A 20,994-nucleotide genomic window follows, 5' to 3' on the forward strand; every position below is an offset into this window, starting at 1 on the left:
CGACGGACGGCACCGCGTTCAGCGCTTGAGGTTGGTCAGCTCCTGCAGCACCTCGTCACTGGTGGTGATGATGCGGGCGTTCGCCTGAAATCCGCGCTGCGCGACGATGAGATTGGTGAACTCCTGCGAGAGGTCGACGTTCGACATCTCCAGCGCGCCGCTGATGATCGCGCCCATGCCGTCGGAGCCGGCCTGTCCGAGGGTCGGCTGGCCCGAGTTGCCGCTCGGGCGGAACTGCGACGATCCGGCCTTCTCGAGCCCTCCCGGGTTCACGAAGCCCGCGAGCGCGATGCGCGCCAGCACCTCGGTGTCGCCGTTGCTGAACGTGCCGACGAGGCTGCCGTCGTTGGTCAGGGCATACGAGCTCAGGGTGCCGGCCGGCTTGCCGTTCTGCTCCTGATGGCGACGTCGCTGACATCGGCGAACCCGGTGACCGCCGACAGGTCGACCGTGATGCCGGCGGAGACGATCGACGATGCTCCAGCCTGCGTGCCGTCGGTGAACGCGAGCGAGGTGCGCGCGCCTGCCGGGTCGGTCACGTCCCACCCGGTGGCCGTGCGGGTGAAGGTCAGGCGCAGCGAGGTGGCGGCGCCCTCCGCATCGTAGGTCTTGATGTCGCGCACGAGAGTCTCGCCGACGGCCGCCCCGGAGGGGAGGTTGCCGGTCACACGAGCGGTGGTGGTCGCGGCCGCGGGGCTCAGCGCACCGACCGGCAGCGTGATGTCGCCGATGCCCTGGCCGGGGACGATCGCGCCGCCGCGGGCGGTCCAGCCCTGGACCAGCGCCCCGTCGGCGGAGACGAGCTTGCCGCTCGCGTCGAACGAGAAGCCGCCGTTGCGGGTGTAGAGGGTCTCGCCGCCGGAGCGGACCACGAAGAACCCGTCACCCGCGATCATCAGGTCGGTCGGCACACCCGTGGGCTGCGGGGCCCCGGACGCGAAGTTGGTGCTGATACCGGCGACCTGCACCCCGAGTCCGACCTGGGCGGGGTTCTGGCCGCCCGCGGCCTGCTGCGGCATCATCGAGTTGCGCAGGAGCTGCGACAGCGAGTCCTGGAACTGCACGGCCGAAGCCTTGTAGCCGGTCGTGTTGACGTTGGCGATGTTGTTGCCCGTGACATCGAGCATGGTCTGGTGCGAACGCAGACCCGAGATTCCGGCGAACAGAGAGCGGAGCATGGTGGTGCCTTTCTGGAAGGGGACTGGTCAGGACTGCGGACGGGTGACGAGGTTGACGCCGGACACGGCATCGAGCGGGATCGACTTCTCGCCGATGGTCACGAGAGGGACGGCCCCCGCGTACGAGACCGACGACACGATGCCCTTCTGGGTGACCCCGTCTTCGTCGACGTACTGCGCCTCGTGACCGATCAGCGCCGCCGCCGTCTGGCGCATGCTGAGCGCGAAGCTCTCGGTCGAGGTCGCCGTGAGGGCGGTCAACTGCTCCATGGAGGCCAGCTGCGTGGTCTGCGAGATCATCTCGTTGGTGTTCATGGGCGAGCTGGGGTCCTGATTGGTGAGCTGGGTCACCAGCAGCTTCAAGAACACCTCGGAGTCGAGACTCTTCTTGCGTTCGGTCGCCGGTGTGGTGCTTCCGGTCTGCACCCCGGAAGGCGGGATCGTGCCGGAGATGGGGTCGGTCATGGGGTCCTCTCGGATCAGGCGTAGACGTCGATGCCGCCGTGGGGCGGGACAGTGACAGGGGAGGCCGCGTCGGGCGGGGATGGAAGGAGGCTCGGTGCCGGTCGGGCCTCGCGATTCCGGTCGCCTGACCCCTCTCCGCGTGGCTGACCGCCGCCGGTGCCCGCTGTGGTGCTGTTCGGGGCGCCACCGCCGTTCGAGGAGCTCTGCGGGTTCGACGAACCGGGACCGTCGTCCGAAGACGACAGCATCAGCGAGGCGTGCGGCGCGGCGGCGGCGAGGTCGCGGCGCAGGTCGGCGAGGACGCTGCGCAGCGCCTCGCGCCCGAGGTCGTTCGGCGCGTGCAGTTCGATGTGGATGGCCCCGCCCGAGATGTGGGCGCGAACCGTCACGGGTCCGAGGTTCTCTGGCGACACGGTCAGGGTCAGGCGGTGATCCCCGTCGGGGGCCTGCGCCAGCGCCACCACGGGACCCGCGATCTGTGGGAGCAGCACGGGGCGAGCGCTCGCCGCGTTCGCGACCGCAGCCGGCGTGGCAACCGGTGTGGCAGCAGGCGTGGCCGGGACGATCGGCGCGGATGCCACGGGCGCCGCGGCGCTGGGCGCGGGCGTGGCCGCGGGCGTCGCCGCTTCTCCGGACGGTGCCGACGGCGCAGGGGTCGGCACGGAGGATGGCGCCTCGGCAGCTCGGGCCGCGGAGGCGAGCGGCGTCGCCGAGCCCTTCACCGCGCCGACCTGTGCCGCGGACGTCGCGACGAACCGTCCGGGCGGTGTCGCGACGGCATACGCGGTTCGCGGTCCCGGTACCGGAGCGGCGGTGGCGGAGTCATCGGCTTCTGCGGGCGTCGCGACGGCCTCCACCGACACGGGAGATGCGGACGCGACGGCAGCGGTCCGTCCTGCGGGCGATGCCGTCGCGACCGACGCGGCGACCACGGCGCCGCGCGGTTCGCTTTTCGCGGCCGGAACGACGAGGGCGACGCGCCGAGCGCCGCGGCGGGCGGCGCGACATCCGTCTGGCCCGAATCGGGGACCTGCGCGGCGACTCCCGTGGCGGGCGCGGGCGACTCCGCCCCGGCGGGAGGGATGACCGTGCCGGGAAGAGACACGACCACGGTGGGCACGGGGATCGCCGTATCGACGGAGGTGTCGGCAGCGGCATCCGGAGTCGTGCCCGTCGGCAGTGCACTCTCCCTGGGCGTGCTCTCGGCCGGAGCGTCGTCCGTGCGCTGCGCCCGCGCGGCGTCCTGGATCACGTCGGCGAAGGCCGCCGCCCCCGGAGTCGCGCTACGGCCGGCCGCGCCGCCGGCAGCACGCGACGCCCGGGCGTCGACGATGTCGATCAGACCGAGCGAGGTCATGACGGCTCCTCCGCTCCGGTCCGCGACCCGATCTCGTCGAGTTCCGCCTGCTCGGCGTGCAGGTCGGCGGCCCGTATCTCCGCGGCGTGCGCCTCGGCGAGTCGATCCAGCCCGCGCACCGCCCTCCGCGCCTCCGCGTGCTCTCTGCGGGCCTGATCGACGGTCTGCTCCTGCAGTTCGGAGAGCGTCGACAGGTCGGCGAGCAGCGTCCGGCCGGCCACGCGTGCCGCCGCGAGCGCTGCCAGCGACCGCACGTCGACGGCTTCACTCCCCGTGCCGGTGAGGTGTGCACGCAGCGACCTGTCGCGTGCTTCCGTGTGCTGGGCGTCGATCACGGCGCGGGAGAGGCGCTGTGCCGCGGCGCGCTCCTGGATCCCCGTACGCGAAGAAGGCCGGCGAGCGAGAACGACCGTGTCATGCGACTGCTCCGAACGCCGTGACCAGCTCGTCCAATCGGCGCCAGGAATCGTCGATCGCGCTGGTCTCGTCGAGGGGCTGGGTGAGGAAGGCGGAGATCGCGCGTTCGTGCGCGATCGCGGCGTCGATGCGCGGGTCGGCGCCGGGGTGGTAAGCGCCGATGTCGATCAGATCGTTCGCACGGCGCCGAGCCGCGAGCACCGCCCGCAGGGTCGCGGCACGGTCGCGCTGGTCGGGCGCGGTGACCTTGCCCGCGACACGGGAGACCGAGGCCAGCACGTCGATGGCCGGATGATGGCCCGACAGGGCGAGCGCGCGGTCGAGTACCACGTGGCCGTCGAGAATCGATCGCACCGTGTCGGCGATCGGCTCATTGTGGTCGTCGCCGTCGACGAGCACGGTGTAGATGCCGGTGATCGAGCCGCGACGGTCGGTGCCGGCCCGTTCGAGGAGCCCCGCGAGCAGCGAGAACGTCGACGGAGGGTAGCCGCGGGTCGCAGGCGGCTCGCCCGCCGACAGTCCGATCTCGCGCTGTGCCATCGCCACGCGCGTGAGCGAGTCCATCATGAGGATCGCGTGGGCGCCGTCGTCGCGGAAGGCCTCGGCGATCCGCGTCGCGGTGTAGGCGGCACGGATGCGGGCCATGGCCGGCTGATCCGACGTCGAGACCACGACCACGGAGCGTGCGAGCCCCTCCGGTCCGAGGTCGTCTTCGATGAACTCGCGCACCTCGCGACCGCGCTCGCCGACCAGCGCGATCACCGTCACCTCGGCCTCGGTGCCGCGGGCGATCATCGACAGCAGCGACGACTTGCCGACCCCGAACCGGCGAACAGCCCGACGCGTTGCCCGCGCCCGACGCTCACGAGCGTGTCGAGTGCGCGGACACCGAGCGGAAGAGGGGAGTCGATCCGGTCGCGCTCCATGATCGACGGCGGAGCGTGATCGAGGCTCACGGCGGGGGCCCCGACGAGCGGCCCCTTCCGTCGATCGGCCGTCCGAGCCCGTCGAGCACCCGTCCGAGCAGGGCGGTTCCGGTCGGAACGCGCAGGGGGCCACCGCGACCGCGCACCGGCGTCCCGACCGTGAGCCCGGCGACAGCGCCCAACGGCATGCAGCGTAGTCCGCCCTCGCCGATCGCGACGACCTCGGCATCGACCCCGTCGAGGGTCACCACGTCGCCGACCGCGCCTTCTATCCCGCGCACCTGAACGCTCAGGCCGCGCACCTGCGACACCACGCCGACGCGCTCCGGGTGCACGGCATCGAGGACGGCGTTCCAGGTGCTCATCCCGCCGCCTCCGTGAGGGTGGCGCGGGCGCGCTCGAACGCGCTCCCGATCCTGGCGTCGATGTGCCCGTGTGCCAGGACCGCCACGGCGTCGCCGCGGTCGAGCTCCTCGTCGGCGACCAGGGCGAAAGCAGACAGATCGGCGTTCGACCCCTGGATCGTGCGCAGGTCGTCGGGGTGCAGGCGCACCTCGCGGATCTCCGCCGACGCGGCTGAGGCCAGGGTGCGTCGAGCCGCCGCGGCCGCGGAGGCGCCGGCGTCGGAGAGCTCGCCGACGACGATGCGCTCCGCGAGCTCGATCGCGCAGCGCAGCACCTGTTCCTCCGCTGCGGAGGTCAGCTCGCGCTCGCGCTCCGTCAACGAGCGTGCGGCGGCGTGCAGAGCGGTGATCGCGGCGTCGAACTCGTGCGCGGCCGCCGCGTCGCGGGTGGCGCGCTCCTCGGCGGCGATGCGCTGCGCCGAGGCGGCCTCGTCCGCGCCGGCACGGAATCCCTCGGCATGCCCGTCCGCATAGCCGCGCATGCGCGCTCTGCGGTGCTCGGCGCCGTCGCCGCGTCCGTCCAGACGCGGGAACAGCACGGGGAGAAGGCGTCAGTAGACATACTCGTCCTCGTCCGCCCGCTGCACCGTGATGTCTCCCGCGGCCTCGAGAGCACGGATGGTGCGCACGATCTCGGCGCGGGCCTCTTCGACCTGCGACACGCGCACCGGTCCGAGCGTGCGGGCCTCCTCGTCGAGGTTCTCCCTGTTGCGCTCCGACACGTTGCGGCGGATGAGATCGGCGATCGCTTGATGCGCACCCTTCAGGGCGAGCGCCAGCGAGCGGATGTCCATGCCTCGCAGCACACGCTGGGTGTCGCGGTCGTCGAGCTTGACGATGTCGGCGAACGTGAACATCCGCGACCGGATGTCTTCGGCGAGCGCGCTGTCGCGGTCTTCGATGCTCGCCAGCAGTGCCTTCTCGACCGTCGCCCCCGAGCGCGCGATGATCTCCACGAGGGGTTCCACGCCGCCGAGGGTCTCGGGTGCATCGCGGCTCGCGAACGAACCGGTGCGCGCTTTCAGAGCATCGGCCACGATCGCGATGGCCTCCTGCGACGCGGTGCCCATCGTCGCGATGGCATGGGCGACATCGGTGCGGATCGGGTCGGGGAGTGCGGCCAGCACGGCTGCGGCACGGTCGGTGGGCAGGTGCGCGAGCACGAGGGCGACGGTCTGGGGAGTTCGCCGTCGAGGAGCGTGGCCAGATGCGCCGGATCCGCCGAGCCGAGGAACTCGAAGGAGGAGTTCATCGACGACGAGCCGACACGGCCGAGCACGGCGGCCGCGCGTTCGGCGCCGAACGTCGCCTCCAGCAGTCCGGCGGCGATGTCCCTCCCGCCGCGTGCGGGGGAAGGTGTCCCGTGGCGATCCGGTGGAACTGTCCGAGCGCCTGCGCGGTGGTGGCGGCATCCAGGTCCTGCAGCTCGATGATCTCGGCGGCGACGGCCTCGGCCTCCGACTCCGAGAGGTGCTTCATCACCTCGATCGCCTGTGCGCGGTCGAGGTTCATCAGCACGACGGCCGCGGTCTGCCGGTCGGTCAGCTCGTTCATGCGTGCTGCCTGTCGTCGATGAGCGTGCGCAGCAGTTCGGCCGTCCGCTTCGGGTCCTGCCGCGTGAGGGAGTCGATCTCGGCGCGGCGGCGCTCGAGGCTGATCTGCGCGGGTTCCGGGTCGGGCTCCGGCTCGGGATCCGGCGTCGTCTCGAGGAATGCGAGCGGGGTCGTCGCCGCCTGATCGATCGCGACGGTGGGCGCTCCGGCGCCGAGGGCGGACAGCGGGGTGGCCGGTCGCCGAAGAGCTGGTCGAACTCGGACGCGGCCGTGGCCTTGCGACGCATCCGCACGAGGAGGGCGATCGCGGCGAGCAGCAGGGGGAGGGCGATCGCGGCGGCGATGATCAGCGTGTTCAGCAGGACGGCCTGGCGCTCGGCGGCTTCCGCGTCTTTCGCCGCCTGGAGCGCGGCCTGAGCGGCCTCGGCATCGGTCTGGCTGAAAGAGACGCGCTCGACCGTGATGGCGTCGCCGCGCGCTGTGTCGATCCCGGCAGCGGTCTCCACCAGATCGGTCAGCTGGGCGGTGCTGAGGTCGCCGCCCGCCCCGGCGTCGACCGCGACGGAGACCGACTGGCGCAGGATGCTCCCCGCCGGGGTCGAGGTGCTCTGGGTGCTCTTGTTGACCGCGTTGGTCTTGGACTCCTCGGTGGACTCCGACGTGCCGCCATCGGCCGACGGCACGGCGATGTTGTCGGGACCGAGCACGCCGGCGTTCGAGCCGGAGCCGTTCTGCCTATCGGTCCTGGTCTGCTCGGTGAGAGGGGAGCGCCTTCCGCGGGGGTGTATGTCTCGTCCACGCGCTCGTTGACGGAACGGTCGACCTCGGCGACGACCGTCACGGTCGCGTTCCCCGGGCCGACGACCTTGTCGAGCATCTGCTGCACGCTCGCGGTCACGCGCGCCTCGTAGTCGCCTGCCTGCTGGTCGAGGCCGCCGGTCGATCCGATGCCGACGGCCGAGAGCGTCTGACCGCTCTGGTCGACGACCGCGACGTTCTCGGGCTTCATGCCGCTGACCGCTGCGGAGGTCAGGTGCACGATCGCCTCGACCTGCTTCTGCGTGAGCGTCGCGTTGCCGGAGGTCTCCACGAACACGGATGCCGTGGCGTCGACGGTCTCCGAGACGAACACGCTCTCCTCGGGGATCGCGAGCTGCACCGATGCCGCCGTCACGCCCTCGATCGACGAGATCGTGGCGGCGAGTTCGCCCTCGATGGCGCGCTTGTAGGTCACGGACTGCTGGAACTCCGAGGTCGTCACCCCCATGTCGTCGAGCAGCGAGTAGCCGCCGGAGCCGGCACCCGGGAGGCCGGCGGATGCGGCGGCGAGGCGCTGGTCGTACACGTCTTTCTCGGGCACGAGCACTGTCGCACCGCCGTCTGCGAGTTCGTAGGGGACCGAGGAGGAACGCAGCTGCTCGACGACGGCGTTCGCGTCGGAGGCACTCATCCCCGAGAACAGCGGCGTGTAGGTGGGGCGGGTGAGCCAGCTCGACAACGCGACGATCCCGAGTGCCAGCACGGCGACGCCGATGATCGCGATCGTGCGCTGGGCGAGCGAGAAGCCCGCGATCACGCGACCGATGCGCTGGAAGACGTTCGTGACGGCCTGGGGCATCAGGCTTGCATCCGCATGATCTCGGTGAACGCGTCGACGCCCTTGTTGCGCACGGCGGCGACGAGCTCGAGCGTGACCGCCGCGCGGGACGACGCGATCATGGCCGAGTGGATGTCGTCGAGGTCGCCGGTGACAGCGGCGACCTTGAGCGCGTCGGACTCGGACTGCAGGGATCGCAGTTCGTCGATCGCGCCGGTCACGCTGTTCGCGAAGGCGGTGTCGTCCGCACTCTTCGCCGGCGCGGCGGGCGGTGCGAGGGTGAAAGCGGAGGAGACGCCGTCGATCGCGGTGAGAGGGTCCATCAGCTGCGTCCGATCTGCAGGGCGGCTTCGTAGGCGTTGCGCGCACGGTCGACGATCCCCGCGCTGGCCTGATAGCCGCGCTGGGCGAGGATGAGCTGGCTCATCTGGTCGCCGAGATCGATGTCGGGGTAGCGGACGTACCCGTCGGCGTCGGCGAGCGGGTGGTCGGGCTGATGCACGAGGCGGCCCTCTGCGCTGCCCTGCACGGTGCCTGCCACGTACACCCCAGGCGACTGGTCGCTCGTCTGGGCGAGGATGTACCGCGCGCGGAACGCGGCGCCGTCGGTCGCGGTCGCGGTATTGATGTTCGCGATGTTGTCGCTGATGGCGTCGAGCCATTTGCGGTGCACGGTCAGGCCGGTGCTCGCGATGCCGATGGCGTCGAAGGTCATGAGGTCCTCATCGCGGCGCGCATCGACGCGAACGAGCCGTTCACGGCCTGGGTCGCGAACTGGTAGCGCAGCATCGTGTCGACGCTCGACAGGGTCTCGGTGTCGAGGTTGACGTTGTTGCCGTCGAGGCGGGTCGGCTCCAGCGAGGTGCCGACCGTCGCATCGACGCGTCCGTCACCCGCGTCGACGGAGGCGGCGAGCGCCTCTTCGAATCGCACGCGCTTGGCGTGGTAGTCGGGGGTGTTGATGTTGGCGATGTTGTCGGCGATGGCGCGCTGGCGCAGCGCGAGGCCGTCGAGCGCACTCGTCAGTGCGGTGATGGTCACAGAGTCGAACACGAACCGGCTTCCCGTGTGTGGCTGATGTGGCCGATCCCTGGCCGAGTCTTGCGAGCCATCCGTGCTCTCCCTGCTCTATCGGCAGGGTCGCGCACTGCGTTAGGGAGTCTCAGCCGTCCACGAACAGGGAGTACTGCGGTGAGAGACGGTCATGACAGCGAGTGATCATGATGGTTGCCTCACCACGGGTGACGTGTAACACTTTAGTTGTTCAGGTTCACCAATGAAGGAGTTGGAAGACATGCGAATCACATGACGGCAACGCATGGGTCATCACGGGACTCTCAATCGCATGCTCGGCGGTGTGTGTCGTAACGGTGGGCATCGGATGCCCTGTCTGCCTCGGAGCTGCATCGGCGGGATTCGGTGGAACGGTGGGGTTCTGCATCCAACAGGCCGGCGCGAATAGTTGAGGAATGTGATGTCTCATCCACCGCTGTTGTCGCGGATTCCCGTGATGGCGCCCCTTCTGGCAATCGGTCCGATGCTCTTGAGCCAGTTCTCCCCCTTCAGCAATATCGCGGCGATCCTCTGGCTCGTTTCGGGCCTTCTGCTGCTCACCGGATTGATCGCCAGTCTCGTGAACATGCGGCGTGGATCACGAGATTCCAGAAGGCGTTAGGTGGCCACGGACCCCCTCGTGGGACGCTGATGCCACGCAGACCGAGCGGTCTCAGCCGTCCACGTCGAGGAATGCGGGGGCATCGGGGCGACGGATCCCCGGAATGCGATCCACGACGACGAGGTGCTGTCGGAGGTCGTCGAGATCCGTGCGGGCGCGCTCCATCGCGAGGCGCTGGCGTTCGATCACGTGACGGGCGCGATCGGCGAGCGCCGGGGGCAGGGGAGCGGAGGGCGGTGTCCACGGTCCGATGACGGCCGTATCCGCGGTGCCGGGGGCGGCCGTGAGGATCCGGTCGGCGTCGAGCTCGAGTCGATCCAGCAGGTCGGTCCACTCTGCGGTCACGTCGTCGATGCTCACGAACGGGTCTCCGCGACGGTCCTGGCGGCTTCGTGCCAGGCATCCCGCAGCGGGGCGACGATCCCGCGGCAGGCGTGCGTGCGCTCGGGGTCCCGGCCGATGTTGGCGCCGATCAGGGTCTGCGACAGGAACACGTACACCGAGCGCAGGCCAGCGCTGCCGTTCCAGTCGTCGGTGAGAGACGACGACAGCTCGGCGACGATGGCCTGCGCGTGCTGGAGCTGGGCGTTCGCCTCGGTCCAATCCTCGGCACGCTGTGCAGCCTCGCCGCGCTCGATGTCGAGCATGAGTCGGTCGTACAGCAGCGTCACGAGGCGCTCGGGCGGTGCCGAGAGGACGGCCTCGTCACGGTAGCGCTGCTGCGCGCGCAGGGCGGCGTTCATGCTCACTTCCCCGAACTCGAGGTCGACAGGGCGGCGACCTGTGAAGACAGGTAGGTGGACTGCGATTGCAGCTGCGACAGCATCACCTCGAGGCGGGCGTAGGTGCGCTCGAGATTCGCCTTGCGTTGGGCGAGGCGCACGTCCCAGCGTTCCATCTGCTCGCCGAGACTCTTGACCTCGCTCTCCTGCCCGGTGATGCGGGAGGTGAGCAGGCCGTCGTACTTGTCGGAGTAGACCTTCGCCGTGTCCTGCACGCGGGAGGCGACGTCGGAGAACAGCCCGGCGACGGCATCCGGGTCCTTCGCGAGGGCTTCGGCGAACTTCTCCTCGTCGAAGCTCAGCACTCCGTACATGTCGGTGGAGATGCCGATGGACGAGGGTGACACGCCGTCGACCGGGTGCTGGATCGCGTCGGCGAGCGCCGACCGGAGCGAGCGGACCGTGCTGTCTCCCGTGAAGACGCCCAGGGTGGTCTTGTCGCCCTGATTCGCGGCGACGGTGGCCTTCGATCCGTTGTCGATGCGCGTCAGGATGTCCTTGACCGCGGCGATGAAGTCGGCGGAGGCCTTGGTGCGGGCCTCGGCATCGACGGTCACGCCGATCGTGACGGGGTCGGCGGATGCCGCGGATACCGTGACGTCGACGCCGTCGAACAGATCGGTGAAGGTGTTGCTCGACGAGGTCAGCACCTGTTCGGCGCTGGTGCCGGCCCACAACCGCACCCTCGCGTCGGCGCCCACCGCGATCACTGCTGCCCCAGCTTCGGCGGAGAGCTCGGATGCGGTGCCGGCCTCGACGGCGGCGACGTCACCCCGGTAGGCGCGGAACTGGCTGCCCTCGCCCGCGTCGGCCGCGCGCAGCTGCAGGCGGTGCAGGGGTTGCCGTCGGCGTCGCGACCCGCGGGCACCGCTGAGGCGACGACTCCGAAGCCCGCTTCGTTGACGGCCTGGGCGATGTCCTGCATCGAGGTGCCGTCGGCCTCGATCTGCAGACGCTCGCCCTTGGCGTTCTCGAGGGTGATCACCGGCGGGTCGACGGGCCACCCGTTCGAGGCGGCCGAGACGATGGTGTGGTTCTTCGCGACCGCGTCGACGACGATCTCCGCCGAGACCGGGGCGGCGCCGGTGCGGGTGGCGACCGTGACCGAGGTCGACGACGACGATGTCGTGAATCGGGCCAGCCCGTCGCGCGACGCGGCCTTCTCGGCGGCCGTGGCGAGGTTCTGGATCGCGGTGTTCAACGTCTGCAGCTGCGTGACGATGCCGTTCTTGTCATCCATCTTCGCCTTGAGCAGCGAGCGCGGGATGGCGTGCACGTCCATCAGGGCCTTGATGACCTCTGTGGTCTTCAGGCCGGAGACGAGGCCGTCGAGCGAGAGAGACATGTTCGCCTTTGCAGGTCGGGAGCGGACAGGGTCCGGGCGACGGTCGCGACCGCCGCCCGGACCCTACGGCGTGGTTCAGCGCAGGAGCTGGAGAACGCCCTGGTTGGACTGGTTCGCCTGGGCCAGCATGGCCGTACCCGCCTGCGACAGGATGTTCGCCGAGGTGAACTTGACCATCTCGGACGCCATGTCGGTGTCGCGGATCCGGCTCTCGGCGGCGGACAGGTTCTCTGCCGACACGTTGAGGCTGTTGATGGTCGACTCGAAGCGGTTCTGCAGCGCACCGTAGCCGGCACGTGCGGTCGAGACCGCCTGGATCTGCGTGTCGATGCCGGCGAGCGCCGCTCCGTAGGTCGCCGCGTCGGTCATCGTGGCCGCGAGCGTCTTGATGTCGGCTCCGAGGGTGTCGAAGTCGGTCAGGGCGACCGAGATCTGGTCCTCGGCGGCGACCGCACCCGCACCGACCTGGAACGTCAGCGTCGTGCCGCCCGAGAGCAGCTTGATGCCGTTGAAGTTCGTGCTGTCGGCGACACGGGTGAGCTCGTCACCCAGGGTGTTGATCTCCTTCTGGATCGCCTCACGCGACTTCGCGTTGTTCGAGTCGTTCGCACCCTGAGCGGTCAGGTCGCGAACGCGCTGCAGGATCGAGTGGACCTCGGTCAGGGCGCCTTCCGCGGTCTGGATGACCGAGATGCCGTCCTGGGCGTTGCGGGCCGCGACGTTCAGGCCGTTGACCTGCGAGCGCAGGCCCTCGGAGATCGCGAGGCCGGCGGCGTCGTCCGCTGCCCGGTTGATGCGCAGACCGCTCGACAGCTTCTCGAGCGACTTCGACACATCGTTCTGGGTGTTGGACAGGTTGCGGTAGGCGTTGAGCGCCGACACGTTGGTGTTGATCTGCATACCCATGAGGGTTTCCTCCGTGAATTTCGTTGAACGGGGGACCATCCGTGGTCTCCCGTTCACACCTATCGGCGGAGACGGAGCGTCCGTTAGGGGATCGGAGGGAGGGTGCCTACGCCGGCGCCGTCGTACGGAAGACCTCCGCGATCCGTGCGCTGCTCGCCTCCGCGATCCTGCTGAAGTAGGCGTCGCGCGCGCCGGCGGAGACGCGTGTGGTCGTGGCGGGCGACGCACCTTCCGCGTAGAACCTGTCGACGGCGTCGCGCAGGAGCCGGATCGCCTCCGACCGCTGCTGCGACACGGCGGAGTGCGTCACGCCCAGCTCCTCGGCGATGTCCTTGACGGGGCGTTCCTCGAAGTACACGGCCTGCACGATCCGCCGCATGCGTTCTGGCAGCGCGGAGACCGCCTGCTCGAGCACCTCGCGCCGTTCGCCGACCAGTGCCGATTCCTCGGGGAGCGGGATCTCGGCTGCCACGTCGCGGGCTGACGGGTCGTCGAGCGTCGTCACCGTGCGTGCGGCATCGCCGAGCGCTTCCACGACCACGTCCTTCGCGACACCCATGGCGGTGGCCACCTCCGCGGGCGTCGCGGTCCTGCCGAGTCCGGCCGTGAGCGTCTCGCGGACCTCGACGGTCTCCTTGATGCGTTTGCGGATCCCGCGCGAGGCCCAGTCCATGGAGCGCATCTCATCGGCGAAGGCGCCGAGGATGCGCCGGCGTGCATAGGCGCCGAACGGGACGCCCAGTTCGGGATCGAACGCCTCGGCTGCGGTCACGAGCGCGAGCGCGCCGACGGCCGCCAACTCGTCACGGGGGATGTGGGTGGCGCGGGAGTGGGTCTCGGCAGCGAGGTATCCGACCAGGGGGAGGTTGCTCTCGATGAGCAGATTGCGCTCAGCGCGCGACGACATGGGGGATGATCCACCTCTCTGGATGCACTCCGGAAGCTCCGAGGAGATGAATAGATGCACATATCACACTGGACATGATTTGTACATGGGGAGAACTACCCATCGCCGTTCCACATAGTAACCTTAGGGGCGCGGCAGCCGATAGTGACCTTTGGCCGCGTTGACAGGCGGGGCGATCACTGGGGAAAAGGGGATCATGGGAGCCAACGAACTATCGATACAGCTGTGGCGTGAACGCGAACTGCTCGAGATGCTGCTCTTCAAGCTCGACGAACAGCAGCTGCTCCTCGCCGCGGGGCGATCCCAATGGATCCAGTTTGCCGCCCGCGAGGTCGATCAGGTGCTCGACCGGCTGCGCGGCGCGGGACTCGCCCGCACCGTCGAGGTCGAGAGCGTCGCGGAGGAGTGGGGTGCTCCCGAGGGTGCGACGATCCGCGAACTGATCGAGCACGCACCGGAAGGCGCGTGGCGCGAGGTGTTCGCCGACCATCTGCGGGCCTTGACCAAGCTGGCCGCAGAGGTCGAGCAGATGCGGGACGCCAACGCCGAGCAGCTCAGCGGAGTGCTCCGTGCGACACAGGAGACGATCGCCGCGCTGGGGCACGACACCGGCGAGTACACCACGACCGGTGATCGCGCTCGCGACGACGCAGCGCGCATCATCGACACCGAGATGTGACCGGAAGGGGATCATGTCGACCTTCAGCGGATTGAACACGGCGGCCAGCGGGCTGGCGGCCGCACGGCGCGGTATGGACGTCGTCGGACAGAACATCGCGAATCAGAAGACCGAGGGGTACACGCGTCAACGCGTGCAGACCTCGGCCATCGCGGCCGTCGCGCACACGGGGCGGTTCAGCACGGGCGCCGTTGCGGGCAACGGCGTCTCGGTCGACGGCGTCGCCCGGCTCGGAGACGCGCTGCTCGATGCCAGGGTGCGCGACGCGCTCGCGGCCTCGGGGTACTGGTCGACACGTGCGGTCGCCGCGACCACCATCGAGGCCTCACTCGCCGAACCCACCGAGAACGGACTCGCGGCCAGGCTGTCGAAGTTCTGGTCGGGGTGGCAGGACCTCGCGAACACCCCCGACTCGGGAGCTGCGGCCTCCAGCATCCTCGAGTCGGCGAAGGAGCTCGCCTCCCACATCGCCGGCGGATACCGCTCGGTGGCGTCGAAGTGGAGCGACGCCCGCGAGGCAGCAGACCGCAGTGTCACGCAGATGAACGCCGCTGCCGACCAGATCGCCGTGCTCAACGGAGAGATCCGCGACGCTCTCGCGTCCGGGCGATCGGCGAACGAGCTTCTCGACCAGCGCAGCGTCCTCGCGCAGACCGTCTCGCGGATGTCCGGAGCCTCGGCCACGGTCGAGGGCGACGGGACGATGACTCTGCGCATCGGCGGCAACGCGCTCGTCGCGGGGTCCGATGCCCGTCACCTCGTCCTCTCCGGGCCGACATCGATCGACGGCGGCCAGCGTCTGACGGTGTCGTGGGCGTCGGCGCCCGACCTCCCGGTGTCGATCGACGGCGGTGAGCTCGGTGCATCGCTGGCGATCCTCGCCCCCGCGGACGAGGGCGGGATGCTCGCTCAGCTCGCGTCGACGTACGACGCGGTCGCGACCGCGTTGGCGGCCACGCTGAACACGCAGCATCGCGCCGGAGTCACCTCGTCCGGTCAGCAGGGCGGAGACTTCTTCACCCTGGCGACGACCGGGTCGGCCGCTCTCGGCCTCCGCGTCGCGATCACGGGACCGTCGGAACTCGCCCTCGCCGCTCCGGGCGCGGGGGCATGGGACGCCTCCAACGCCGATCTGATCTCGCAGATCGGCCGGAGCGCGACCGCTCCCGACGCGCTCTGGTCGGACCACGTGACCCGGTTCGGCGTGGCCACGGCCGCCGACGTGCAGCGCGCGAAGGTCTCCGATTCGGCAGCCGTCGCTGCGGTCGGCGCGCAGCAGTCCGTCGCCGCCGTCGACGGCGACGAGGAGACCATCAGCCTGCTCACCTACCAGACCGCCTATCAGGCCGCAGCCCGCGTGATGACCGCGGTCGATGAGGCGCTCGACGTCCTCATCAACCGCACGGGTCTCGTCGGACGCTGAGCGAAGGAGCACCGTGATCTCTCGAGTGACATCGTCAGCCATGACGCAGACGGCGATGCGCCACCTGCAGTCCAACCTCTCCGAGCTGGCGCCCTGCAGGAGCAGGCGACCTCCCAGCGAGCCTTCGCCGCGCCATCGGACGACCCTGCGGCTGCCGCGGCCGCTCTCGCACTGCATGCCGAGCAGCGACGTACCGAACAGTACGCACGCAACATCGACGACGGGCTCGCCTGGGTCACCGCGGCCGACGGTGCGATCACCGCGAGCACGTCTCTGCTCGGGCGTGTCCGCGACCTCACGGCGCAGGGCGCGAACGACGGCGCACTCGACGCCGTGGCCAAGGAGTCCCTGGCCGTCGAGCTCGAGGGCCTGCGCAAGGAACTCCTCGCACAGGCGAACACCCGCCTCCTCGGACGCTCCGTGTTCGCCGGCACCTCCGACACCGCCGCCTTCACCGCGGACTACGCGCACAGCGGGGTGCCGGGAGCGGAGGTCACGCGCCGGGTGTCCGACGGTGCGGCCGTGCGCGTCGACACGGACGGGGCCGCCGTCTTCGGCACGGGGAGGATTCGGTGTTCGCTCTCGTCGACAAGATCGTCGCCGACCTCCGCTCGGGGACGAACGTCGGGCCTCGACTCGCCGAGATCGACTCCGCCGCACGGCGATGCTCGGTGTGCAGGGCTCGGTCGGCACCCGACAGGCTCAGATCGAACGCGCCAAGGAGGCGGCTGTGCAGAATTCCGTGTCCCTCGAGTCCCGCCGTGCCGCGGTCGAGGACGTCGACTCGATCGAGGTGCTCGTCCGCCTGCAGGCCCAGGAGCTCGTGTACCGCTCGGCCCTCGCCGTCAACGCCCGCGTGCTCCAGCCCTCGCTCATGGACTTCCTCCGATGACCGCGGCGCTCACCTTCGTCTCGCCGCCGCCGGGGCTCGCCCCTCACGTCGAGTTCGTGCTCGCACCGGTCGAGGGCGCCGACGGCCTGTTCGCGATGCGCGCCGTGCAGGATGCGGATCTTCGCCTGTATCTCGTCGACCCCCGATCCGTGCTGACCGACTACGCGCCGATCCTCACCGACGCGCAGGCGGAAGGGCTCGGGCTCGACTCGGCCGACGATGCGCTTGTCCTGGTCGTCGCCCACCCCTCTGCCGAGGGTGTGAGCGTGAACCTCCTGGCCCCCGTGGTCGTCAATCGCACGACCGGAGCCGCCTCGCAGGTGATCCTCGAGGATCAGGACCATCCTCTGCGCGCCCCGCTGGGCTGAGGCGCGATCCCCCACGGGCACGGGCCGCTCTGCCAGCGGAACCACGGCTACCCTGGACATGTGATCCTTGCCGTCGACACCTCTCTGGGCACGGCTGTCGCCCTCATCGATGCGGACGGGGCGCGACGAGCCGATGCGAGCGCCGCCGACCCCTCGGCCATGCCGAAGTCATCGGCGATCTGCTCGTGGAGGTTCTCGACGAGGCGGGCGCCAGCGAGGTGACGCACGTCGTCGCGGGCATGGGGCCGGGGCCGTTCACCGGTCTGCGGATCGGCATCGCCGCGGCGCGCGCCTTCGCGCTCGGACGCGGTATCCCCGTGCTTCCGGTCCCCAGTCATCTCGGGGCAGCGCTCACAGCGCTCGAGACCGAGACGCAGCCGTTCGCGATCGTCACCGACGCGCGGCGGCGCGAGGTCGCGATCACCGTGTTCGACGGCGTCGATGCCGACGGCATCCCGCATGTCGTCGCCGACACGGTCCTGGTGCGGGCGGTCGACGCGGATGCGCACCTCGACGGCATCCGTCGTATCGACGTCGGCACGCTGTCCGCATCCGACCTGGCCAGGGTGGGAGCACGAGCGCTGGCGGCCGGACGCACGCTCGCAGACGACGAGCCGCTCTACCTCCGACACCCCGACGTCACGCTTCCCGGTGCTCCGAAGAAGGTCGGGTCATGACGCTCCGCGACGCGACACCCGCTGACCTCGCCGCGATCATGGCGATCGAAGACCGCTCCTTCCCCACCGACGCCTGGAGCAGCGAGACCATGGCCGCCGAACTCGCCAGCCCGCACGGCCGGTACGTGGTGGACGAGCACGACGGCGCCATCATCGGCTACGGCGGGGTGCGGGCCCTGCAGGGCAGCGCAGATGCCGACATCCAGACCATCGCCCTGCTCGCGGAGCACCGGGGTCAGGGGCGCGGTCGTTCGCTCCTGCATCGGCTCCTCGCCGTCGCGGCCGAGCGCGGGGCGCGCGAGGTGTTCCTCGAGGTCAGGGCCGACAACCCGGTCGCCGAGGGGCTGTACCGAGCCGAGGGGTTCGAGGAGATCGGGCGTCGGCCCCGCTACTATCAGCCCGACGACGTGGATGCGATCGTGATGCGGCTGGAGCTGCGCCGCCACCCGGCGTCCGGACATACGGCCGAGGAGGCGAAGGCATGAGCGAGCCGCTGGTCCTCGGCATCGAGACGAGCTGCGACGAGACCGGCATCGGCATCGTCCGCGGTCGCACCCTGCTCTCGAACACCATCGCCTCGAGCATGGACGAGCACGCCAGATACGGCGGAGTCGTGCCGGAGGTCGCTGCGAGGGCGCACCTCGAGGCGCTGCAGCCGGCGATCGAAGCCGCGCTCGCCGAAGCGGGTGTGGGCCTCGCCGAACTCGACGCGGTCGCCGTCACGAGCGGTCCCGGTCTCGCCGGTGCGCTGATGGTCGGAGTCGGGGCCGCGAAGGGCCTGGCCGTCTCCCTCGACAAGCCGCTGTACGCGGTCAACCACCTGGTCGGACACATCGCGGCCGACATCCTCACGCCCGACTCCGCACCGCTGGAGTACCCGACCATCGCCCTGCTCGTCTCGGGCGGTCACACCTCGCTGCTGCACGTCCGCGACCTCACCACCGACGTCGAGCTGCTCGGCGAGACGATGGACGATGCCGCGGGCGAGGCGTTCGACAAGGTCGCCCGACTCCTCTCGCTGCCCTACCCCGGCGGGCCCGAGATCGACCGCGCTGCGCTCGACGGCGACCCCGACGCGATCCGGTTCCCTCGCGGACTCTCCCGCGCATCCGACATGGCGAAGCACCGGTACGACTTCTCCTTCTCGGGGCTGAAGACCGCGGTGGCGCGCTGGGTCGAACGCTGCGAGGCCGACGGCGTCGACGTGCCCGTGGCCGACGTCGCCGCGAGCTTCCGGGAGGCGGTCGTCGATGTGCTGGTGACGAAGGCGCTCGCCGCCTGCACCGATCTCGGTGTCCCGCGACTGCTGCTCGGCGGAGGCGTGATCGCGAATCGGCGCCTGCGCGAGGTGGCTCTTCGACGTGCGGCGGAGGCCGGCGTCACGGTGCGCATCCCGACGCTCTCGCTCTGCACAGACAACGGCGCCATGATCGCGGCTCTGGCCGCTGAGCTGATCTCCTCCGGGCGGCGCCCGTCGACGCTCGCGTTCGGGGCGGACTCGACGCTGCCGGTCACCGAGATCCAGATCGCGGAGGCGGTGCTCACATGACTGACGGTTCCGCCGCTCCCGACGCGCGGTCTTCTGCGACTCCGGCCGCGCGCATCGAGAGCGCCAGCGACGAGGTGGTCCAGCATCCTGCCAAGGCAGCACGTCTGCCCGGCGCGCGACGCGAGGGGTACACGAAGCTGCCGACCGGACCGGTCGGCATCGAACCGGTCGTGGTGACGGGGCCCGACATCGATGCTCCTGACGAGTCCGAGTGGGAGCCCTCCACCGGTGCGATCCCCGCCGACGACACGCGTCTGGCTCCCTGGGCCCTGCTGGCGGCGATCGTGGCTCTCGGCGCGTCCTTCTTCGTCGGCTGGGGGATCCCCGTGGCCGTCGTCGCGGTCATCGCCGCGATCATGTCGCTGCGTCGTCCCGTCGAGAGCCGGGCGATCGCGCGCTGGGCCCTCGTGCTCGGCCTCTGTGCGACCGTCTACAGCCTGGGGTGGCTGGTCTGGGCCGGCATGCAGTTCGAGAGACTGGGCTGACGGATGCTGGAGCCGGAGGAGTCCGCGGAGCTGCGCTCCCTTCAGGAACGTGCATACGGCCGCGATGCTGCGCTCACTCCGGGCGATGCGGCGAGGTTGCGGGAGCTCGAGGAGCGTCGGGTCGAACGCGTCGCCGATGTTCCGGAGTCGCCCTTCGCCGTGCTCCCTGCGCCCACGGGCGACGAGCCGGGCAGCGGTCGCGCAGATCATGCCGGACCGGTCGCCGAGATCGATCCCGCGCGTGAGCAGGGCGTCGCGCAGGAACAGCTGACCGCGCGTGAACAGGACCCGGCCGATGTCGCCGCCGGTGCGGCCGCCGACACGGGGCCCGCGCAGGGGAGGATGGCCTGGCGCTCGGTGCTCTCCCTCCTCCGGGGTCACTGGCGGCCGGTCGCGTTCGCGACCGCGGCCATGCTCGCGATCGGCGTCGGCGTCGGGTGGCTCGCCTTCCGCGGGCCCGAACCCGCCCCCGTCGAGCTGACGGTCGAGCAGCAGGCATGGCACGACGAGCTGGTCGCCGGCGGCGTCTACGACGCGGGGTCGGTCCGTGCCCTCGCGGTCGAAGAGGGCGCGGTCATCTGGGCCGCGACGAAGGACGCGCGCGAACGCACCTGCGTGATCCTGGGAACGGGCGAGGTGACCGTGCCGAACTGCGAGCTCACCGAGACGGTCGCCGAGACCGGAGTGTACGGCTCCATCACCGTGCAGGCATCGGATGACCTCCAGCGGCAGGTCGGGGTGCAGATGCTCTTCACCGCGTCGGGTGAACCGGCGGTCGCCGTGAGCTCGTACGACTACGACCCGGGTCAGAGCGGCATCACCTACGCGAACGACCGCGAGGCGGACACTGCGAAGCGCCTCGCCGACGACGGCTTCGACGCCAGCTCTCTCTGGGTGGTCGGATACGACCGCGACGTGCCGGTGTGGACCGCCGTGCAGACCGAGTCCCAGAACCCGTGCCTGATCTACGACGGCTCGACCGCCGAGTCCCCGATGACGTGCGCGGATCCGCAGACGATGCAGGAGCAGTCGTCGAGTCTCGTGCTCAGCGTCGTCGACACCGAGACCGGTGGTCAGACCCACCTCGAACTGGCATCGACCCAGGGGCCCGGCTACCTCGTCATCACCCGCGAGGGAGGCGTCTCCGGTGCCGGCGGGAACTGACGCCGAAGAGCTCAGGGTACTGCAGCGGAAGGCCTACGGCCGCGGCGGCGCCCTCACCCCTGGCGAGGCGGATCGCCTCCGTGCCCTCGAAGAGGCGCACCGCAGTCCCGTGCACAGGGCGGCCGATCCACCGGAAGGCGCAGCGTCCCCGGGCTACCCCCGCCCCCGACTGACCCGTCTGCGGCGGACTCGCTCGGGATCGCCGGCTCACTCGGGAGAACCGAGTCACGCGGGGATACGGACTC

Annotated in this window: 24 protein-coding genes and 6 pseudogenes; 11 read left to right on the plus strand and 19 right to left on the minus strand. The window is 70.3% G+C overall.

Annotated features, from left to right (window positions below):
- Positions 1–18: 18 nt before the first annotated feature.
- The 8 genes and pseudogenes from G4G29_RS05475 to fliG all read right to left on the minus strand — a co-directional run bounded on the left by G4G29_RS05475 (position 19) and on the right by fliG (position 6,301).
- Positions 19–1,178: pseudogene (locus G4G29_RS05475) on the minus strand (flagellar hook protein FlgE).
- Positions 1,179–1,205: 27 nt separating this feature from the next.
- Complete coding sequence (locus tag G4G29_RS05480; RefSeq protein ID WP_183152101.1) at positions 1,206–1,643, minus strand: flagellar hook capping FlgD N-terminal domain-containing protein; 438 nt, start codon at positions 1,641–1,643, stop codon at positions 1,206–1,208.
- A gap of 14 nt (positions 1,644–1,657) precedes the next feature.
- Entirely contained in the window at positions 1,658–2,305 is a 648-nt protein-coding gene (locus G4G29_RS05485) for a flagellar hook-length control protein FliK (protein ID WP_210274243.1), read from the minus strand.
- A gap of 56 nt (positions 2,306–2,361) precedes the next feature.
- Positions 2,362–3,000, minus strand: coding sequence for a hypothetical protein (locus G4G29_RS05490; RefSeq protein WP_183152103.1), 639 nt, complete (start codon positions 2,998–3,000; stop codon positions 2,362–2,364).
- Positions 2,997–3,335 carry a flagellar FliJ family protein gene (locus G4G29_RS05495; RefSeq protein ID WP_244632418.1) on the minus strand — a complete coding sequence of 113 codons (339 nt, stop codon included), beginning with the start codon at positions 3,333–3,335 and terminating at the stop codon, positions 2,997–2,999. Before G4G29_RS05495 ends, G4G29_RS05490 begins: the two co-directional genes overlap by 4 nt.
- A 79-nt stretch (positions 3,336–3,414) precedes the next feature.
- A pseudogene (locus tag G4G29_RS05500) lies at positions 3,415–4,708 on the minus strand (FliI/YscN family ATPase).
- On the minus strand, positions 4,705–5,286 hold the full coding sequence (locus G4G29_RS05505; RefSeq protein WP_183152104.1) for a FliH/SctL family protein: 582 nt from the start codon (positions 5,284–5,286) through the stop codon (positions 4,705–4,707). The pseudogene G4G29_RS05500 and the gene G4G29_RS05505 overlap by 4 nt, the downstream one beginning before the upstream one ends.
- Positions 5,287–5,298: 12 nt before the next feature.
- A pseudogene (gene fliG / locus G4G29_RS05510) lies at positions 5,299–6,301 on the minus strand (flagellar motor switch protein FliG).
- Between the two features lie 2 nt (positions 6,302–6,303).
- On the opposite strand from fliG, the gene G4G29_RS21340 reads away from it, so the two are divergent.
- Positions 6,304–6,717 (plus strand): hypothetical protein, encoded by a 414-nt coding sequence (locus G4G29_RS21340; protein ID WP_244632419.1) that lies wholly within the window; start codon positions 6,304–6,306, stop codon positions 6,715–6,717.
- A gap of 83 nt (positions 6,718–6,800) precedes the next feature.
- Here G4G29_RS21340 and G4G29_RS23835 read toward each other — a convergent pair.
- The 11 genes and pseudogenes from G4G29_RS23835 to G4G29_RS05555 form a co-directional block, all read right to left on the minus strand.
- Positions 6,801–7,244, minus strand: a pseudogene (locus G4G29_RS23835) (flagellar M-ring protein FliF C-terminal domain-containing protein); the annotation flags it as partial.
- Positions 7,133–7,918, minus strand: a pseudogene (fliF, locus tag G4G29_RS21350) (flagellar basal-body MS-ring/collar protein FliF); the annotation flags it as partial. The pseudogenes G4G29_RS23835 and fliF, both read right to left, overlap by 112 nt.
- Positions 7,918–8,220: a flagellar hook-basal body complex protein FliE gene (gene fliE / locus G4G29_RS05520; RefSeq protein WP_183152105.1), complete on the minus strand. Its 303-nt coding sequence runs from the start codon at positions 8,218–8,220 to the stop codon at positions 7,918–7,920. The gene fliE and the pseudogene fliF, both read right to left, overlap by 1 nt.
- Positions 8,220–8,612, minus strand: a complete 393-nt coding sequence (locus G4G29_RS05525) for a flagellar basal body rod C-terminal domain-containing protein (RefSeq protein WP_183152106.1) — start codon at positions 8,610–8,612, stop codon at positions 8,220–8,222. The genes fliE and G4G29_RS05525 overlap by 1 nt, the downstream gene beginning before the upstream one ends.
- Positions 8,609–8,950 (minus strand): flagellar basal body protein, encoded by a 342-nt coding sequence (locus G4G29_RS05530; RefSeq protein WP_183152107.1) that lies wholly within the window; start codon positions 8,948–8,950, stop codon positions 8,609–8,611. The genes G4G29_RS05525 and G4G29_RS05530 overlap by 4 nt, the downstream gene beginning before the upstream one ends.
- Positions 8,951–9,623: 673 nt before the next feature.
- Positions 9,624–9,932, minus strand: a complete 309-nt coding sequence (locus G4G29_RS05535) for a hypothetical protein (protein WP_183152108.1) — start codon at positions 9,930–9,932, stop codon at positions 9,624–9,626.
- Positions 9,929–10,315 carry a flagellar export chaperone FliS gene (locus G4G29_RS05540; RefSeq protein WP_183152109.1) on the minus strand — a complete coding sequence of 129 codons (387 nt, stop codon included), beginning with the start codon at positions 10,313–10,315 and terminating at the stop codon, positions 9,929–9,931. The genes G4G29_RS05535 and G4G29_RS05540 overlap by 4 nt, the downstream gene beginning before the upstream one ends.
- Before the next feature lie 2 nt (positions 10,316–10,317).
- Entirely contained in the window at positions 10,318–11,055 is a 738-nt protein-coding gene (fliD, locus tag G4G29_RS21355; protein WP_244632420.1) for a flagellar filament capping protein FliD, read from the minus strand.
- Between the two features lie 5 nt (positions 11,056–11,060).
- Positions 11,061–11,699 (minus strand): flagellar cap protein FliD N-terminal domain-containing protein, encoded by a 639-nt coding sequence (locus G4G29_RS21360; RefSeq protein WP_244632421.1) that lies wholly within the window; start codon positions 11,697–11,699, stop codon positions 11,061–11,063.
- A 75-nt stretch (positions 11,700–11,774) separates the two neighbouring features.
- On the minus strand, positions 11,775–12,605 hold the full coding sequence (locus G4G29_RS05550) for a flagellin (RefSeq protein WP_202045583.1): 831 nt from the start codon (positions 12,603–12,605) through the stop codon (positions 11,775–11,777).
- A gap of 106 nt (positions 12,606–12,711) precedes the next feature.
- Positions 12,712–13,512, minus strand: coding sequence for a sigma-70 family RNA polymerase sigma factor (locus tag G4G29_RS05555; protein WP_183152110.1), 801 nt, complete (start codon positions 13,510–13,512; stop codon positions 12,712–12,714).
- A 196-nt stretch (positions 13,513–13,708) separates the two neighbouring features.
- On the opposite strand from G4G29_RS05555, the gene G4G29_RS05560 reads away from it, so the two are divergent.
- From G4G29_RS05560 to G4G29_RS05600, 10 genes and pseudogenes are all read left to right on the plus strand, one after another.
- A complete protein-coding gene (locus G4G29_RS05560) occupies positions 13,709–14,191 on the plus strand; it encodes a flagellar protein FlgN (RefSeq protein WP_183152111.1) in 483 nt (160 codons plus the stop codon).
- 13 nt (positions 14,192–14,204) lie between these two features.
- A complete protein-coding gene (gene flgK, locus G4G29_RS05565) occupies positions 14,205–15,614 on the plus strand; it encodes a flagellar hook-associated protein FlgK (RefSeq protein WP_183152112.1) in 1,410 nt (469 codons plus the stop codon).
- 93 nt (positions 15,615–15,707) lie between these two features.
- Positions 15,708–15,989 (plus strand): annotated as a pseudogene (locus G4G29_RS21365) (flagellar hook-associated protein 3); the annotation flags it as partial.
- Positions 15,990–16,344: 355 nt separating this feature from the next.
- Positions 16,345–16,506 carry a hypothetical protein gene (locus G4G29_RS21370; protein ID WP_244632422.1) on the plus strand — a complete coding sequence of 54 codons (162 nt, stop codon included), beginning with the start codon at positions 16,345–16,347 and terminating at the stop codon, positions 16,504–16,506.
- Complete coding sequence (locus G4G29_RS05575) at positions 16,503–16,874, plus strand: flagellar assembly protein FliW (RefSeq protein ID WP_183152113.1); 372 nt, start codon at positions 16,503–16,505, stop codon at positions 16,872–16,874. Before G4G29_RS21370 ends, G4G29_RS05575 begins: the two co-directional genes overlap by 4 nt.
- A gap of 185 nt (positions 16,875–17,059) precedes the next feature.
- Complete coding sequence (gene tsaB / locus G4G29_RS05580) at positions 17,060–17,551, plus strand: tRNA (adenosine(37)-N6)-threonylcarbamoyltransferase complex dimerization subunit type 1 TsaB (protein WP_244632423.1); 492 nt, start codon at positions 17,060–17,062, stop codon at positions 17,549–17,551.
- Positions 17,548–18,036: a ribosomal protein S18-alanine N-acetyltransferase gene (rimI, locus tag G4G29_RS05585; RefSeq protein ID WP_183152114.1), complete on the plus strand. Its 489-nt coding sequence runs from the start codon at positions 17,548–17,550 to the stop codon at positions 18,034–18,036. Before tsaB ends, rimI begins: the two co-directional genes overlap by 4 nt.
- Entirely contained in the window at positions 18,033–19,100 is a 1,068-nt protein-coding gene (gene tsaD / locus G4G29_RS05590; protein ID WP_183152115.1) for a tRNA (adenosine(37)-N6)-threonylcarbamoyltransferase complex transferase subunit TsaD, read from the plus strand. Before rimI ends, tsaD begins: the two co-directional genes overlap by 4 nt.
- Positions 19,097–19,585 (plus strand): hypothetical protein, encoded by a 489-nt coding sequence (locus G4G29_RS05595; RefSeq protein WP_183152116.1) that lies wholly within the window; start codon positions 19,097–19,099, stop codon positions 19,583–19,585. Before tsaD ends, G4G29_RS05595 begins: the two co-directional genes overlap by 4 nt.
- 3 nt (positions 19,586–19,588) lie before the next feature.
- Positions 19,589–20,749 (plus strand): hypothetical protein, encoded by a 1,161-nt coding sequence (locus G4G29_RS05600; RefSeq protein WP_183152117.1) that lies wholly within the window; start codon positions 19,589–19,591, stop codon positions 20,747–20,749.
- The last annotated feature ends 245 nt before the right edge of the window (positions 20,750–20,994 follow it).

Source organism: Microbacterium sp. Se63.02b (assembly GCF_014171575.1).
In the GTDB taxonomy this organism is placed as follows: Bacteria; Actinomycetota; Actinomycetes; order Actinomycetales; family Microbacteriaceae; genus Microbacterium.